13 protein-coding genes are annotated in these 13,128 nt (G+C 65.2%); 6 read left to right on the forward strand and 7 right to left on the reverse strand.

Features of this window, described 5'->3' with window-relative positions; all coding sequences use genetic code 11:
* The first annotated feature begins 222 nt into the window (after positions 1-222).
* The 3 genes from Poly30_RS00620 (at position 223) to Poly30_RS00630 (ending at position 4,323) form a co-directional block, all read left to right on the forward strand.
* A complete protein-coding gene (locus Poly30_RS00620) occupies positions 223-1,899 on the forward strand; it encodes a PQQ-binding-like beta-propeller repeat protein (RefSeq protein ID WP_145194089.1) in 1,677 nt (558 codons plus the stop codon).
* A gap of 328 nt (positions 1,900-2,227) precedes the next feature.
* Entirely contained in the window at positions 2,228-2,908 is a 681-nt protein-coding gene (locus tag Poly30_RS00625; protein ID WP_419190785.1) for a transposase, read from the forward strand.
* A gap of 260 nt (positions 2,909-3,168) precedes the next feature.
* Complete coding sequence (locus Poly30_RS00630) at positions 3,169-4,323, forward strand: hypothetical protein (RefSeq protein ID WP_145194091.1); 1,155 nt, start codon at positions 3,169-3,171, stop codon at positions 4,321-4,323.
* A 261-nt stretch (positions 4,324-4,584) separates the two neighbouring features.
* On the opposite strand, the gene Poly30_RS00635 is transcribed toward Poly30_RS00630, so the two are convergent.
* Positions 4,585-4,833, reverse strand: coding sequence for a hypothetical protein (locus Poly30_RS00635; protein WP_145194092.1), 249 nt, complete (start codon positions 4,831-4,833; stop codon positions 4,585-4,587).
* Between the two features lie 119 nt (positions 4,834-4,952).
* Between Poly30_RS00635 and Poly30_RS00640 the strand changes: the two genes are divergently transcribed.
* Complete coding sequence (locus tag Poly30_RS00640) at positions 4,953-5,186, forward strand: hypothetical protein (protein ID WP_145194093.1); 234 nt, start codon at positions 4,953-4,955, stop codon at positions 5,184-5,186.
* A gap of 220 nt (positions 5,187-5,406) precedes the next feature.
* On the opposite strand, the gene Poly30_RS00645 is transcribed toward Poly30_RS00640, so the two are convergent.
* Complete coding sequence (locus tag Poly30_RS00645) at positions 5,407-6,153, reverse strand: nucleotidyl transferase AbiEii/AbiGii toxin family protein (protein WP_145194094.1); 747 nt, start codon at positions 6,151-6,153, stop codon at positions 5,407-5,409.
* Positions 6,150-6,755 carry a type IV toxin-antitoxin system AbiEi family antitoxin domain-containing protein gene (locus Poly30_RS00650; protein ID WP_145194095.1) on the reverse strand — a complete coding sequence of 202 codons (606 nt, stop codon included), beginning with the start codon at positions 6,753-6,755 and terminating at the stop codon, positions 6,150-6,152. Before Poly30_RS00650 ends, Poly30_RS00645 begins: the two co-directional genes overlap by 4 nt.
* 42 nt (positions 6,756-6,797) lie before the next feature.
* Between Poly30_RS00650 and Poly30_RS00655 the strand changes: the two genes are divergently transcribed.
* Entirely contained in the window at positions 6,798-7,043 is a 246-nt protein-coding gene (locus tag Poly30_RS00655) for a hypothetical protein (RefSeq protein ID WP_145194096.1), read from the forward strand.
* Positions 7,044-7,293: 250 nt separating this feature from the next.
* On the opposite strand, the gene Poly30_RS00660 is transcribed toward Poly30_RS00655, so the two are convergent.
* The gene (locus Poly30_RS00660; protein ID WP_419190786.1) at positions 7,294-9,885 is read right to left on the reverse strand and encodes a sigma-70 family RNA polymerase sigma factor; all 2,592 of its coding nucleotides are present in this window, start codon (positions 9,883-9,885) and stop codon (positions 7,294-7,296) included.
* Between the two features lie 141 nt (positions 9,886-10,026).
* Between Poly30_RS00660 and Poly30_RS27995 the strand changes: the two genes are divergently transcribed.
* On the forward strand, positions 10,027-10,278 hold the full coding sequence (locus Poly30_RS27995) for a hypothetical protein (protein ID WP_419190787.1): 252 nt from the start codon (positions 10,027-10,029) through the stop codon (positions 10,276-10,278).
* Here Poly30_RS27995 and Poly30_RS00665 read toward each other — a convergent pair whose 3' ends face one another.
* Genes Poly30_RS00665 through Poly30_RS00675 form a run of 3 tightly spaced genes read right to left on the reverse strand, consistent with a single transcriptional unit; the run spans position 10,279 to position 13,117 of the window.
* Positions 10,279-11,145 carry an RnfABCDGE type electron transport complex subunit D gene (locus Poly30_RS00665; RefSeq protein ID WP_145194098.1) on the reverse strand — a complete coding sequence of 289 codons (867 nt, stop codon included), beginning with the start codon at positions 11,143-11,145 and terminating at the stop codon, positions 10,279-10,281. It abuts the gene before it with no gap.
* On the reverse strand, positions 11,142-12,872 hold the full coding sequence (locus tag Poly30_RS00670) for a CRTAC1 family protein (RefSeq protein ID WP_419190788.1): 1,731 nt from the start codon (positions 12,870-12,872) through the stop codon (positions 11,142-11,144). Before Poly30_RS00670 ends, Poly30_RS00665 begins: the two co-directional genes overlap by 4 nt.
* A 35-nt stretch (positions 12,873-12,907) precedes the next feature.
* Positions 12,908-13,117 carry a hypothetical protein gene (locus Poly30_RS00675; protein WP_145194100.1) on the reverse strand — a complete coding sequence of 70 codons (210 nt, stop codon included), beginning with the start codon at positions 13,115-13,117 and terminating at the stop codon, positions 12,908-12,910.
* Positions 13,118-13,128: the final 11 nt, after the last annotated feature.

Genomic DNA, 13,128 nt, shown 5'->3' on the forward strand with positions numbered 1-13,128 from the left:
AATCGAACTCCAGACTACGGTAGGTGCGGTGCGGACGCCGTCCTTGGACTTCCTCGCCACCCTCCGGAGCGCTTTCCCTCGCTTCGCCGCCTTCCCTACACCACAACTAGGCCCAGGCTCTCGATCACCATCCTCTCCCTGGCGGCGCCCGCTCCGCTTCTTCTGGCGCAAGCTGATGCGCCCTTCGCCTGGAGCCAGGGCTACGAACATTCCCCCGAGCCGGTGCTCCAACCGGTGGACCTTCTCGCCGGTCCCGACGGCGGCGTGATCTCGATCAGCCGCGCATGGAGCAATGGCAGTCTCCAGGGCGCGGCGGAGATCGTCGTCGTCGCGCTTGATGCCAACGGCGACCCTCTGTGGAACTGGGAGGCAACGTCGCCGGCCGATCCATGGGGCTTCGGTCTCGAAGGCCAGTACGTGGCCGGAGCCACCGACGACGCCGGGCGCTTGTACCTCACGTACTCGCTGCCGATGCAATCTCGACTCGTCGCGTTCGATCATCACGGCTCCGTCCGGTGGCAACGATCGATCACGGAGCCGAGCGGCGCTCCGCATTACCACACGACGTGCGTCGCGACGAATCCGACGGGTGGAGTCCATGTCGGCGGATCGGCGTACGTCGACACGTTCCCGATCGGTGCCGTTCACTCCTTCGACGCCGACGGCGTTTTGCTGTGGGAGCAGTCCGTGGCGCAGTCTCCTTCGGGCCCGGTCTCCAGCCTGCCGTTCGGCCTGCTCATCGGGCCGGGAGGGGAGTCGTACCTGTACGGGCAGCATGACTTCTTCACAGGCTACTCGTACTTCGGATGCCTCCACGTCTTCTCGCCCAGCGGGAACCTGTTGGCCGGGTTGGGGGGCGGTTCGAGCATCGAATCCGCGTTCTGTCACGCAGCGCTCGACTCGAACGGAGGCCTCTCGCTCGTCGAGACGGGCTATACCTCGGGTTTCTTCGGAGGCGACCGCATCTTCCGACTCACCGGTTTCTCGCTGAGCGGATCGGCGCCGACCGGAGTGAACCTGGCGAGCGTCCCGGGCGCATTCTACTCGGTTCGTGACCTGGCTGTCCTTCCGAACGGGGATCGCCTCATCGCCCACTCCGAGGCCACGCCGCGCCTCTTGCGGGTGGCCCACGACGGCACGCAGCTCACGCCGTGGACGCTGCCGGGAAATCCGCCCGGCGAACTCTTCGGCGTCTTGGCGATGCCGGACGGTAGCGCGGTCGTCACGGGCTTTCTCGACGCGCCTTCGCGGACGTTCTACGCGCGGTTCGACCCGACTGGAGTCATCGAATGGATCGGAGACGTCAGCGGTGTCCACGTCGCCTTCTGGCCGCAGAGGGAGGCACTTCCGGTGCCGACCGATTACGACTTGACCCAGGATGATCGCGGGAACGTCTTCGTGGCTGGCAGGCGACAGACGACCACGGGCGGGACGAGCCTCACGACGGCGAAGCTGCTCCAGGGCGGTCCCGTGGGGACAGCCTATTGTGGACCGGCGGTGCCCAACTCGACCGGTGCGCCTGGACAGCTCCGGGTGTTCGGCACCGACGTACGCAGCCTAGACAACCTCACGTTGCTGGCCACGGATCTCCCGGCTGGTTCGGCCGTGATGATGCTGGCGAGCCAGCAGCAGGGCCTGGTATTCCAGCCGGGTGGGAGCAGCGGTGTCCTGTGTCTCGGCGGCACGATCGGTCGCTACGCCGCGCCAGGGCAGATCCGGCACGTGACCGGAGCGGGGTCGACCTCACTGCAGCTCGACCTGGATACGATCCCGCGCCCGAATTCGGTGTATTCGGCGGTCGCCGGCCAGACGTGGAGCTTCCAGGCGTGGTACCGGGACGCCAGTGGCAGCGTCGCGACGTCGAACTTCACCCAGGCAGTCGCCGTCCCACTGCAGTGACGTAGGGGCGGGCGAGACCGTCCAACCTGAAGGCTCCCGACGGATAAGATTTCGAAGCGGTGTTGCGAAAGGACGCACTGCTCGATGCCATACACCCTTCTCGGTGCCGCACCCGCGCCTCGTCGGCGCGCGACATGAGCAAGTGGAGTGGCTGAACCTGTTGGCCATACCCGTCAATGGACCGCACGCTCTGAAGGCTGCCTCGGTGAAGTCGCTGGTGCCCTTCGGTCCTGCTGTAGGGCAGCCGCTGAAGCGCCTCATCGACCCTGATCTTGCCAGGTAGTCCCAGTCGTCGGGTTGGGGGAGTCGGTACGTTCCGCCTCCACTGGTGGTGAATGCTGACGGGTTCTCGTTGCATGCGGCGACGCTGATCCGGAAGGGTCAGCGGGCGCAATTGGAGAAGCTCTGCCGCTATGTGACGAGGCCCGCCATCAGCCTCGAGCGCTTCGAGGTGCGTCCCGATGGGATGGTCTCATGGCTGCTACGCAAGGCCTGGCGTGATGGGACCAAAGGCTTCGTTATGACGCCGCATGAGTTCATGGCTCGACTGGCGGCGCTCGCGCCGCATCCGCGCGAGCATCAGCTGACGTATCAGGGAGTGCTGGCCCCGGCCTCATCATTGCGTGATCAAGTGATGCCGTGTCCCGTGGTTTGGAAGGAGCCGAAGGATGTGGACGTCGCCGATGAAGACGCCGCGAAGAGTGCGGGGGAGCCGTCGAAGGACCAGAGAACCATCCGCTGGGCAGATCTTCTGAAGCGGGTGTTTTCGGAAGATGTTCTCAAGCGCCCGCGCTGCCGCGGGCGCAGGCACATGATCTCGGTGATCACAGATCCGGAGACAGCGCGGAGGGTGTCAGCGGGGGTGAGAGCGGCGGGGAGGTCATCCGATTCGCCCGGTGGGGAGACCAGTCATCGCCAGGGCCGAGCCGTTCCCCACCGGCAGAGCCCGAGGTCCGAATACCGATGCCGCCTCGGCAGGGGCGACTGGACTTCGGGAAGTAGGGCGTAGCCGAGCAGCGCGCGGGCGATCGTGCTCGGTGAAATGAGATCAGCCAGTACTCTCGGGGAGGGTGTTGGCTGAAACGCGCGGTGGAAGCGGACCGGCGAAGCTGTCAGGAGCGGCCTAGTTCAGCTTCGTGAAGCGCTGGGTCCACGCGGGATCGATGCCGCCCCGCCGCTTGGGGGAGTGGTGGCGCAAATTCGGTCTTCAGGCTACCGTGGTGTCTGTCGTGACACCCCGCTTGGAAGTCCTATCCGTCTGCTCAGGAGTTGTGTCACCAGCTTGGTCTTGGCCATCGCGCAAAGAATGGTGTCGAATACAGCACGGCGTCGCGGAATCTTATGGCGCCCAATGTGCGGCAGGTATGGAATGTGCTAGATGGCTTTCAAGTGTCTCTTCTTCGACTTGTCTATGAAGCCCACCCGATCAACTGGCTCTGGAAGTCTATGATTAATATTCAGACATTTTTAGTGTTGTTAGTTGGCGCGCTGAGCGCTTCATTGAGTCGCTTTAGCTCGCCCCAGGAGCAGCGTTTTTTTTGCCCAAGTCGGATCGATCTTTCTGCTGCCAGAACGTCAGTGCCAATTGACGGCGCTCTCGAATTGACTTTTGAATTTACGGCTGGAGACGAGGGCTTTTTGTTTTCACGAGCCTGCCTTACGCCGGGAAGCGACTTGGAAGGTCGTGTTAGGTTCGAAGTTGTAGATCCAGATGCAGTAAGGACTGTTCTGTTTGCGGTGGATGCATTATTTGCCACGAGCTATTTGGATCGGGATGTTCTTACCGCTATCGCGCCAGGGCAGACGGTCTCAGAGTTCGCCTTTCTCCATGGTGAAACCTTACTCAGTCACCGCCGCAATCCCGACATCGAAGGTGGCGTCGACAGAGTTTACCGTACTGTTTTCCGACAAGCGGGTACGTACCTTATCGCTGCGATTCACGGTGCTGGGGAAAGTCTAGTCCGGAGCAATGTTCTGTCTGTCACCGTTGTGGCGCCTAAAGGGGATAACGATGTCGCAGTGCAGGCAGAGTTAAGAAAGCTCATGGACGCCGGTCTTAGTGTTCACCCGGAGTTTAGGGGTGATTTTTCGTCGGAAGTTGAGAAGGGCTGGGTTAGCAAGTTTCGACAGCTGCGCAGCACTGCATTGGAAGGTCACTACCTAGATATTATGAATATAACGGAGTTGGCGTGGTGCGCTAATGCACTGAGTCCTATCTCGCTTGGCAGGCGCGTCTATAGAGCGCGCGAGGATCCAGACAAGATGTTGGAGGAATGCAATCGCTCGGAGAGTATTATTCTTAGCTCGATAGGGGGGGATGCGGGTTTTCCAATGATGAATTCTCTCGTGCTAACGAGATTTCGTATGGCCCGTAGGCATCTAGAGAAGGTGGTGCTAAGACGTAGCGGCTCCACAAGGCGCTAGCTCTGGCGGGGAGGGTTGGCTCCCGTTGACAGCCCCTACGGGACCGCTGACGGATAGGATTTCGAAGCGGTGTTGCGAAAGGACGCACTGCTCGATGCCATACACCCTTCTCGGTGCCGCACCCGCGCCTCGTCGGCGCGCGACCTGAGCAAGTGGAGTGGCTGAACCTGTTGGCCATTCCCGTCAATGAACCGCACGGGCTAGTCGCGCAGAAGTGCGCAGCGATGGATGTTGGAGCCGTGGCCGCCTGGGTCCGGTGCGCTACTTGAGGACCATCTGGATCGGGTCCGACCTCGAGATAGAGCCGGCCTGGAAGACGGCGCGCGCGCTGCGGCCGTCGTGGGACTCGACCGAGATCAGCATCGGGACGGGATCGAGCGGGAGAGAGCACCCGCGCTTGGCGTCGACCCGGATCGAACTCAGGAGGGTCCCCGTCTTCAGGTGCTCGACCCGTACCTCGATGCTCCCCTGGAACGGAGCGCTCGTTTCGTCCGAGAAGGCCAGGCGCATGTCGGGGGCCTTCTGAATTCGCGGGCGAGCGACTGAGGTCTCCCCTGCACGTAACGTCTCGGGATCCTCAAATCACAGAGATCATGTGCTGATCGCTGCGACGGCGCGGGCATCTCAAGATGTCTTCGCCGAACACCCGCTGGATCGTCATCGGGTCCGTCGCACAGTCAGGCAGCTTGATCCAGGTCCCCTGGCTGGCACGCCATCTCCACGTCGAAGCACTCCGGATCAAGGACTGGGCGCTGGCACTCGCGACGGTCACTGTTGCCTGCGTGCCCATCCTGTGGCTGCTCCAGAACTCGCTTCATCGCGCGCCTGAATCCCCGCGACTTCCTCCCAGCTCAGGCCGCTGAGGATCACGTCCGGGGCGCCCAAAGACGATGGACAGGCGCTTCGAGGTATGGGTGAATGAACCTGGGCCCCCATCCCCTGCCGAAAGAGTGCATCGACTTGCCACCCCGCTTGGAGTTCCTATCCGTACAGCAGGCAACGGATTCGGGGCCGTGACGCGACGCGCGGGCGGCCCCGGATCCGTATCCCGCTCGCTTCCGACTTAGAGCGCCATCTTCTTGGTCAAGTCGTCCATGCCTCGACGAGGGGCATCAGGGCAGACCTGATCCTGAGTTCCAGCCCCGCAAGGTCAGCCGCTGGCAGAAGCGGCGCCAGTTCTTCATCTAGATCGGTCTGCTTCAGGTTGGTGAGCGTGTGGGCAAGCTCCAGTCCGAAGGTCTTCAGGTCCATGGTCCTCGTCTTTCCCAGCGCTGGCAGACGTGACTCGATCTTAAGAAGTCGGCCTTCCAGAGCCGCCAGTTCGGGGCGCGCGCCAACCCTGATCATCAGGAAGTAGACGTCGTACAGGTCCCGATGGAGCCTGCGTTCGTTCCACGCGGCCAGCTTATGGGCGAGGGCGGTATCCGGCGCCATGATCCGCACGACGTGACTTGGGAGGCCCAGTGGAACGGCCAGGCTGGCCGTTCCACTGGCGATGGAAGGGCACTCCTGGCCGACGCTTGCCTCTACCTGGATCTGTGCGTTGTCGAGTCGAATGTCCGCCCGCAAGACCTTGGAATTCATCGACGTCGTCACCACGGCATCTTCGATTTCGCGGAGCGTCTCCTCGATCTTGCCGGCGATCGACTTCGTGGAGTCGAAGGGCACGAAGACGTAGTCGAGATCCGTCGTCGACCGAGGGCAGTCGTAGAGCCGCAGGGCCATGTCGCCCTTCAGGATGGCATGCTGCTGAAATGCTTCCGCAAAGCGGTGCATGACCCAGAGAAAGAGCCTGTCGTCCGTGGCCGGTCGTTCCAAGCGCTCGGTCATGGCCTGTCACCTTCCGCCACCAGGAGCAGGTCGCGTGCGAAGGCGACGAACTTCGAGTTGGAGTAATGGGAAAGGTACCGGTCGAGCTTCTTGTGATCGAGCCGTTGCAGGTTCACGTCGGAGTAGATGTCCATCAGCGCCTTCCTGCCTCTCAGGTGGAAGTACAGAACATCGAGAATCGCCTTTTCAGGGTCGGTCGTTCGCACGCCATCACCCGAGACCTCACCGAAGCGGAGTTTCTCTCCGACGTGGTGGTAGTCTAGTCGGACACCGCAGCCCTCAAAGGTCGCACCACGGCCCTCGCGAAGAGCGCTGACGCCGTGCCTGGGCTTGGGTCCGATCACGAGCGACCGCGCCAGCACGTACTCGAAGCTGATCGTCGATCCAGGGGACACGCGCTGGGAGAGCGTGGCGAGGTCGAAGTCTTCCGCCACGTAGATCCCCCGCGTGAAGCGGCGGAGATCGCCGCTCTCCTCCAGGCGATCCAGCCGCCGATACATGGACGCGCGGTGGGGGTCCGACAGCGCTGACTGCAGGTCCGCGAGGCTGAAAACGCCCTTCTGTGGGGGGCTGAGTTGCTGGATGAGCCGGGAGTCACTCACGGGTTTCATAACGCATCCAAGTCTACTCGATTGTAGACCCGGATGCATTATGAAATCACCGCGGGGCGGGCGGCTGGCGGGGGTGAGCTGGATCGTGAATTCGTGGCGGTACCGAACCTGGCGGTACCGAACCCGACCCAAAGCCGCCAGGATACGATCCCGCGCCCGAACACGGTCTATTCGGCGCTCGCCGGCCAGACGTGGAGCTTCCAGGCGTGGTACCGGGACGCCAGTGTCAGCGTCGCGACGTCGAACTTCACCCAGGCAGTCGCCCTCCCACTGCAGTGACGCAAGGGCGGGCGAGACCGTCCAACCTGAAGGACCCCGGCCGATAGGAACTCGAAGCGGGGTTGCGAAAGGACGCACTGCTCGATGCCATACACCCTTCTCGGTGCCGCACCCGCGCCTCGTCGGCGCGCGACATGAGCAAGTGGAGTGGCTGAATCTGTTGGCCATTCCCGTCAATGAACCGCACGGCTAGTCGGGCAGAAGTGCGCAGCGATGGATGTTGGAGCCGTGGCCGCCTGGGTCCAGTGCGCTACTTGAGGACCATCTGGATCGGGGCCGACCTCGAGATAGAGCCGGCCTGAAAGACGGCGCGCGCGCTGCGGCCGTCGTGGGACTCGGCCGAGATCAGCATCGGGACGGGATCGAGCGGGAGCGAGCACCCGCGACTGGCGTCGACCCGGATCGAACTCAGGAGGGTCCCCGTCTCCAGGTGCTCGACCCGTACCTCGATGCTCCCCTGGAACGGAGCACCCGTTTCGTCCGAGAAGGCCAGGCGCATGTCGGGGGCCTTCTGAATTCGCGGGCGAGCGACTGAGGTCTCCCCTGCACGCACCTCTACCTGTTCCGGAGCCGATATCGATCGATCCTGGTCGGCCTGTCGGATCTCGTAGGTGCCCGGCGGGATCCGCATGGGCATCTGCTCACGCTGGTCGACCCCGAACTGGCCGCGTTTCTCCTGGCCGCGACCGAGCTGCTTGACGTACCAGATCCCGAACTCCGTTTCCGCGTCCGCGAGGTACTCCGGCTGGAGGTCGAGCTGTCCAGGTGACGGCAGAGTCCAGGTTCCAAGATCCAGCGTCTCGCCCGGTACGAGCGTGATTTCCCGCTGCCCATGGTCGGACCCTTCCCAGAACTCCCCGGCTGACAGGACGGCGCGGCCGGCCGCGGGAAGGCGCAGGCGAAAGTCACCATCGGCGCCTAGGCGAACGGTGCGCCGCTTCGAGTTCGAGGACAGGTTCTCCTTGAGGTCCAGGTGCAGATTCAGCCGTTGCGGCGTGGTGCCATCGGCGAACGCGAGCGTTCCCGTCACGATGGCGCAGGCGGGCTCCTCCGGAACCTCGAGGACGAGACCCATGTCTCCCGGCTGGACGTCTCGGAACACGGCGAGCTGTTCGTTCTCGTCGTAGGACTCGGTCGCCTGCGCGCTTAGCACGAAGTCCTCGCCGACCACTCCCTCCAGCGTGAAGTCGCCGAACTCGTCCGTCTGCACGCTGCCTCCCGCCAGCGCGAAGTCCGAGTGCCTGGCGCGATGGATCGTGGAGATACTGCCGCCGATCTGTCGCTGGAAGTGGGCCCTGATCCACCAGCCCGAGAGCCCACGCCCGCGGTGATCGATGAGACGTCCGCCCAGTGTGGCCGGAGCCTCCAGCACGGGGTCCCACACCGTGGTCTGCCCGTGCCTCAGGGACACCTTCTGGGAGAGCCTGGGCATGCAGGGCGCTTCCACGAACGACTCGCCTCTGTCGTCACGCCCGAGGGAGCGGAGTTCGTACTCGCCGTCGGCGTCCGTCTCCGTCGAGACGGCCTGGGTCCGAACGGTGGCGCCAGCGATGGGTTGCCCCTGATCATCGGTGACACGGCCCCGCAGGATGGCCTCCTGGGCCAGCTCGACCTGAAGCGTGCATGAGTCTCCGGCACGGATTCGCGGGGTCCGGAACGGACCCTTCGTCGCCATGCCCGGTGCACTCACGAGGACCACGGACTGGCCCGGCTGCAGGTCGTCGCACGTGGCCAGGCCGGCGGCGTCGGAGCGGTGGAGGCCAGGCGGCGCCCAGCGGTCCAGCTCCTCCCTTTGCGGCCCGAAGATCGGCTGCTCGTTGTGCCAGACGCGGACCTCCGCGCCCTCCACGGGAATGCCTTCCCGGTCCGTGACGGTCAGGAGCAGCGTGGCCGCTGGCGGCGCTGGGGCCTCCGGCGCGCCGACTGGAGGGGCCACCGCCGCCTCCATGGGCTGGGCTCCGGGAGCCGGTCCTTGGAAGAGCTCGCCCGGGGTCCGCCCTGCACTCGAACGGTCCACCGCGGCGAGGGCCGGCGTCTGCGCTCTCACACCGTCCGCCGGAGCCACGGCTGGGAGAAGCGACGCGTTCGACGGATCGCTCCGCAGGATCGAAAACGCCGTGGCGGCGATCGCGGCGACGAGGAGCAGAAGAGTGACCTTACCCATGGCGATGAATCCCAGCAGGAGTGGAACGTGGAGAGTCGAGGCGGCGATCGTCCCGCGAGCGGCGCCATGTTCCAGAACGGCCGCGCGCACCGCCGCCGTCCCGCGCGGCATGGCCGCTGCGGCGCCGGCGGAGAGCGCCAGCCCGCGCGGAAGTCGCTCGCGCAAGAGCTTCAGCCCGCGGCCGATCTGCATGCGCACATGCCCGGCCGATCGCTCGCCGCCCAGGCGCAGGGCGATCTCGGGGGCGCTCTGGCCCTCGACCAAGAAGGGGCAGAGCACCTCGCGGTAGTGGGGCGGCAGGCCTTCCAGCGTGCGCTGGATGACCTCGTTCGTCTCCGCCTGCTCCGCAGACTCCAGCGGCGCCGGTGCGACCGTCTCGGTGCGGAGTCGCCCCTCGTCGAACGTGCGCCCTGTGCTCCTACGTAAACGCGCGGCCTCGCGGGCGAGGATCCCGTAGAGCCACGGCTTGACCTCCCGCGTGGGATCGAAGCGGCTGGCTCCCTCGATCGCGATCACGAACGTCGACTGCACAAGGTCCTCGGCGCTCGCGATGTCCGGTGCCATGTGGCGCGCCACGCCCAGGAGATCCGGGGCGACCGCGTCGAACAATCGAGCGAGCGCACGCCCATCCCCATGGCGGCAATAGCGCAGGTAGGCGCGTGTGGCGGAGTCCTTCACACCTCTACTCTGCTCGGCGGGCGCGAAGGGCAACACTGAATCGCGCGCAGTTCTCCCGGCGGTACTGAAACTGGCGGTACCGAACCCGACCCAAAGCCGCCATACAGCGCCGCCTTCCTGAATCAGCGCACCGATCCCGCCGTGGTCTTCGCTCACCCTGGCGGGCGCACGGAAACAGGAGATCCCGCGTCCTATCCGAGCCGAAGTGAACTCGAGGGCCATGTGACCGGTTCGAGCCCGCTGCCTACCGGGTGGGTCGTCGGCTCGAGTTCCGATGTCGATACGGTGGAGACCTCCAGCACGACCGAGTACGAGGCCCACATCGGAGACCTCGCGCCGTCGGTCTACGCGGACTGGAACTACACCGCTTGCTCGGTAAGTGCCGCCCCGTGACTACGATAGGGCGGGCGAGGGGCTTCGATCGAGGCCGCTCGGGCGCGGCTCGCGGCGCCGCAGGTCCAGCGCCAGCGCCAGAGGGCCGACAATGGCCAGCGCCAGGATCGGCGGCGCAGGAGCGAAGAGCAGCGCGTACGGCACGTCGAGGTCGTTGCCGAGGCGGATCAGGGCCTCGACCAGGGCGATGAGCGCCACGACCACGATGCGGCCGCGGCGCGTTCCCACCGTGGTGCGTGGATCCGTCAGCATGAAGAAGGCCATGAGCTGGTACATGGGGCCCGTGAGAGGCGCCAGCTCCGCCAGGACAGGCGTTCCGGTCCAGGCGCTCCGCAGGAACGCCAGGACCGCGAACGAGATCGCGTACGTGACGCTGATGTGAAGGACGCGGGCGCGCGTCGCGACGAGCAGGCCGAGGCCCCAGATCACCGCGTTGCCGGCGATGTCGTTGCCGAACTCATGGCTCAGGATGGCGATCTTGGCGGGCGCCAGCAGGACGAGGGCTGCGATGCCGATGTTGCTGGGGTTCCAGAGGTGGCGACTGCGATAGCGCAGCACGTACTTGGAGGCGATCGTCAGGAACGCGCCGGCCACGAACGGCCAGATCAAGCCGTCCTGGGGGCGAATCAGGATCGTCAGGCTGACGCCGCTGATGTAGGCCCCCTGCAGGGAAACGGGCCGCCGACCCAGCACGAAGCGCGACAGGACCTCTTCGAAGAGGACGCAGGCTCCCAGCGTCAAGAGGATCTTCTCGAACCCGCCGACGATGCCGAAGCGCCACTCACCGACCACGAGGATCGTCGTGATCAATGCCGTGATCGCATGCTTGGGCGTGGGGAGCACGCGCGCGAGGAAGGACTTCATCATGGGGTTTGCTGCACGTGGTGTGCCGTGTCGACCTCGAGCCCGGAGAGCTCGCTGATCTTGCCCGAGGGCCACCGGATCGTGGCGCTGACGGGCCCCTGGACGTCACCGAGTCCGAAGTGGAGACGCCGCTCGTTCTGGCTGGAGAACCCCATCGCCGCGGCGACGACCTGGAGCTGCTTGCCGTCCCCGAAGGCGACCTCCACCTCGGCTCCAATGGCGCTCGTGTTCGGTGCCAGTCCCACGAGATCGAACGCGATCCAGTGACCGGGCGACGCATTCTGGTTGCGGTAGATCAGGAGCGGCCCCGCCTGGTTCGCGATGACGATATCGAGGTCTCCATCGCGGTCGAGATCACCGAGGGCGACCGCGCGTCCGTCGTAGGTGTCGTCGACGCCCACCTCGAGGCCGGACTCGACGAACTTGGGCGCACTGCCGCCCTGGTTCAGGAGCACGCGGGTCCGCTCGTAGCCGGAGAGGCTCCTGTCCTCGAACGCCGGCCAGTTCTGCGCGTCGACGACGAGGCCGCCGGCGGCGCCGCCGAGCTTCGACATCTGGTACCAGTAGTCGCGCTCCGTGCTCGCAGAAACGAAGCCGTTGACGACAACGAGGTCCTGACGGCCGTCGTCGTCGAGATCGCCGAATTGCGCCCCCCAGGCCCATCCGCAGTCCAGGACCGCGCCGCGACCGCGCTGCTGGAAGCCCCGCGCCTCGTCCATCAGATTCAGCCGCAGGTTGTTGCCCTGGAAGAGGAATCCGCGCTTCGAGATGTTCGTCACGAACACCGAGTACCGGCCCTCGTTCTTCGTGTCGCCCAGCGCCACGCACATGCCGCTCTTCGACTCTCCGTCCAGGCCGATCCACCGGGCCAGCTCGAAGCGCTCTCCGCCCCGGTTGAGCCACAGTTCCTCGGAGCCGTAGTCGTTCGCGACGTAGAGGTCAGGCCATCCATCCCGGTCGAAGTCGGCCGCCACGGCCGCGTAGGTCCAGCGCCTCGACGTCATGCCTGCCGCTTCGGTCACGTCCTCGAATCGGCCGTTCCCGAGGTTGCGGTACAGGTGGTTCTCGCCGCCGTTCTGCGCGAACTCGAGGCTGTCGTGGAAGATCTTCGTGGTCTCCAGCCGGGTGAGGTCGAGGTTCTCGTCGTAGTAGCCCGCGAGGAAGAGGTCGAGCAGTCCGTCGCGGTCGTAGTCGATCCAGGTGGCACAGTTCGAGTTGACCCACGCATCCAGCCCCGAGGTCTCGGTCACGTTCTCGAAGCGGAGGTCGCCGCGGTTCAGGAAGAGCTGGCTGCGACCCCACTTGTAGACGAGAACATCCTCGAGCCCGTTGCCGTCGACGTCGGCCCAGATGGACCCCATGGAGGCGCCGGTGCCGTCGCGGTTGAGGTCCGCGAGGCCAGCCTCGGCGGCGCGATCCTCGAACGTGCCGTCGCCGCGGTTGACGAACAGCCCGTTGTTCTCGCCCTCGCCGCTCGTGACCGCGTACAGGTCTGGCCAGCCATCCGCGTTGACGTCCGTCATCGACACGGCGGCACCGGTGGCCGCCACCTGCGGCTCGACGTGGGCCACCAGCTCGTCGATGCGCGGCTTCGTGTGGGTGAACGCCACGCCGACCGCGCGCGCGACTTCCTCGAAGCGCAATCCCGCGGAGTCAGGCGCGGGACGCGGCGCAGAACGCCGTCCCTGGATCGCCACGAAGATGAGCGTGAGGGCGAACAGGAGCCCCACGAAAGCGGAGCGGGGTTGGGAGGGTCGCGGTGTCGTCATTCACCGTAGCCCGCGGGCGTGGGGGCCGACCAGAGCTGCCAGAGACCGACGAGGCCCGAGGTGACGAGGGCACCAAGGATCACTCGGGCACCGAACTCGTAGTTGGCGATCGGAGCGGGCGGGTTCTCCCACCAGAGGACGCCATAGACCGAGATGATGACCAGCAAGGCGATGAGAAGAGAAATGAAGGAGCGGACGTAGTTCATGGCGAAGAGAT

The sequence above is a fragment of the Saltatorellus ferox genome (assembly GCA_007751475.1).
Lineage (GTDB): Bacteria > Planctomycetota > UBA1135 > UBA1135.

Excerpts from the sequence above, each read along its gene's own strand:
- Poly30_RS00655 (WP_145194096.1), top strand. The coding sequence starts at position 6,798 with ATGCATTATGAAATCACCGCGGGGCGGGCGGCTGGCGGGGGTGAGCTG.
- Poly30_RS00640 (WP_145194093.1), top strand. The coding sequence starts at position 4,953 with ATGTCTTCGCCGAACACCCGCTGGATCGTCATCGGGTCCGTCGCACAG.
- Poly30_RS00645 (WP_145194094.1), bottom strand. The coding sequence starts at position 6,153 with ATGACCGAGCGCTTGGAACGACCGGCCACGGACGACAGGCTCTTTCTC.
- Poly30_RS00635 (WP_145194092.1), bottom strand. The coding sequence starts at position 4,833 with ATGCGCCTGGCCTTCTCGGACGAAACGAGCGCTCCGTTCCAGGGGAGC.
- Poly30_RS00675 (WP_145194100.1), bottom strand. The coding sequence starts at position 13,117 with ATGAACTACGTCCGCTCCTTCATTTCTCTTCTCATCGCCTTGCTGGTC.
- Poly30_RS00665 (WP_145194098.1), bottom strand. The coding sequence starts at position 11,145 with ATGATGAAGTCCTTCCTCGCGCGCGTGCTCCCCACGCCCAAGCATGCG.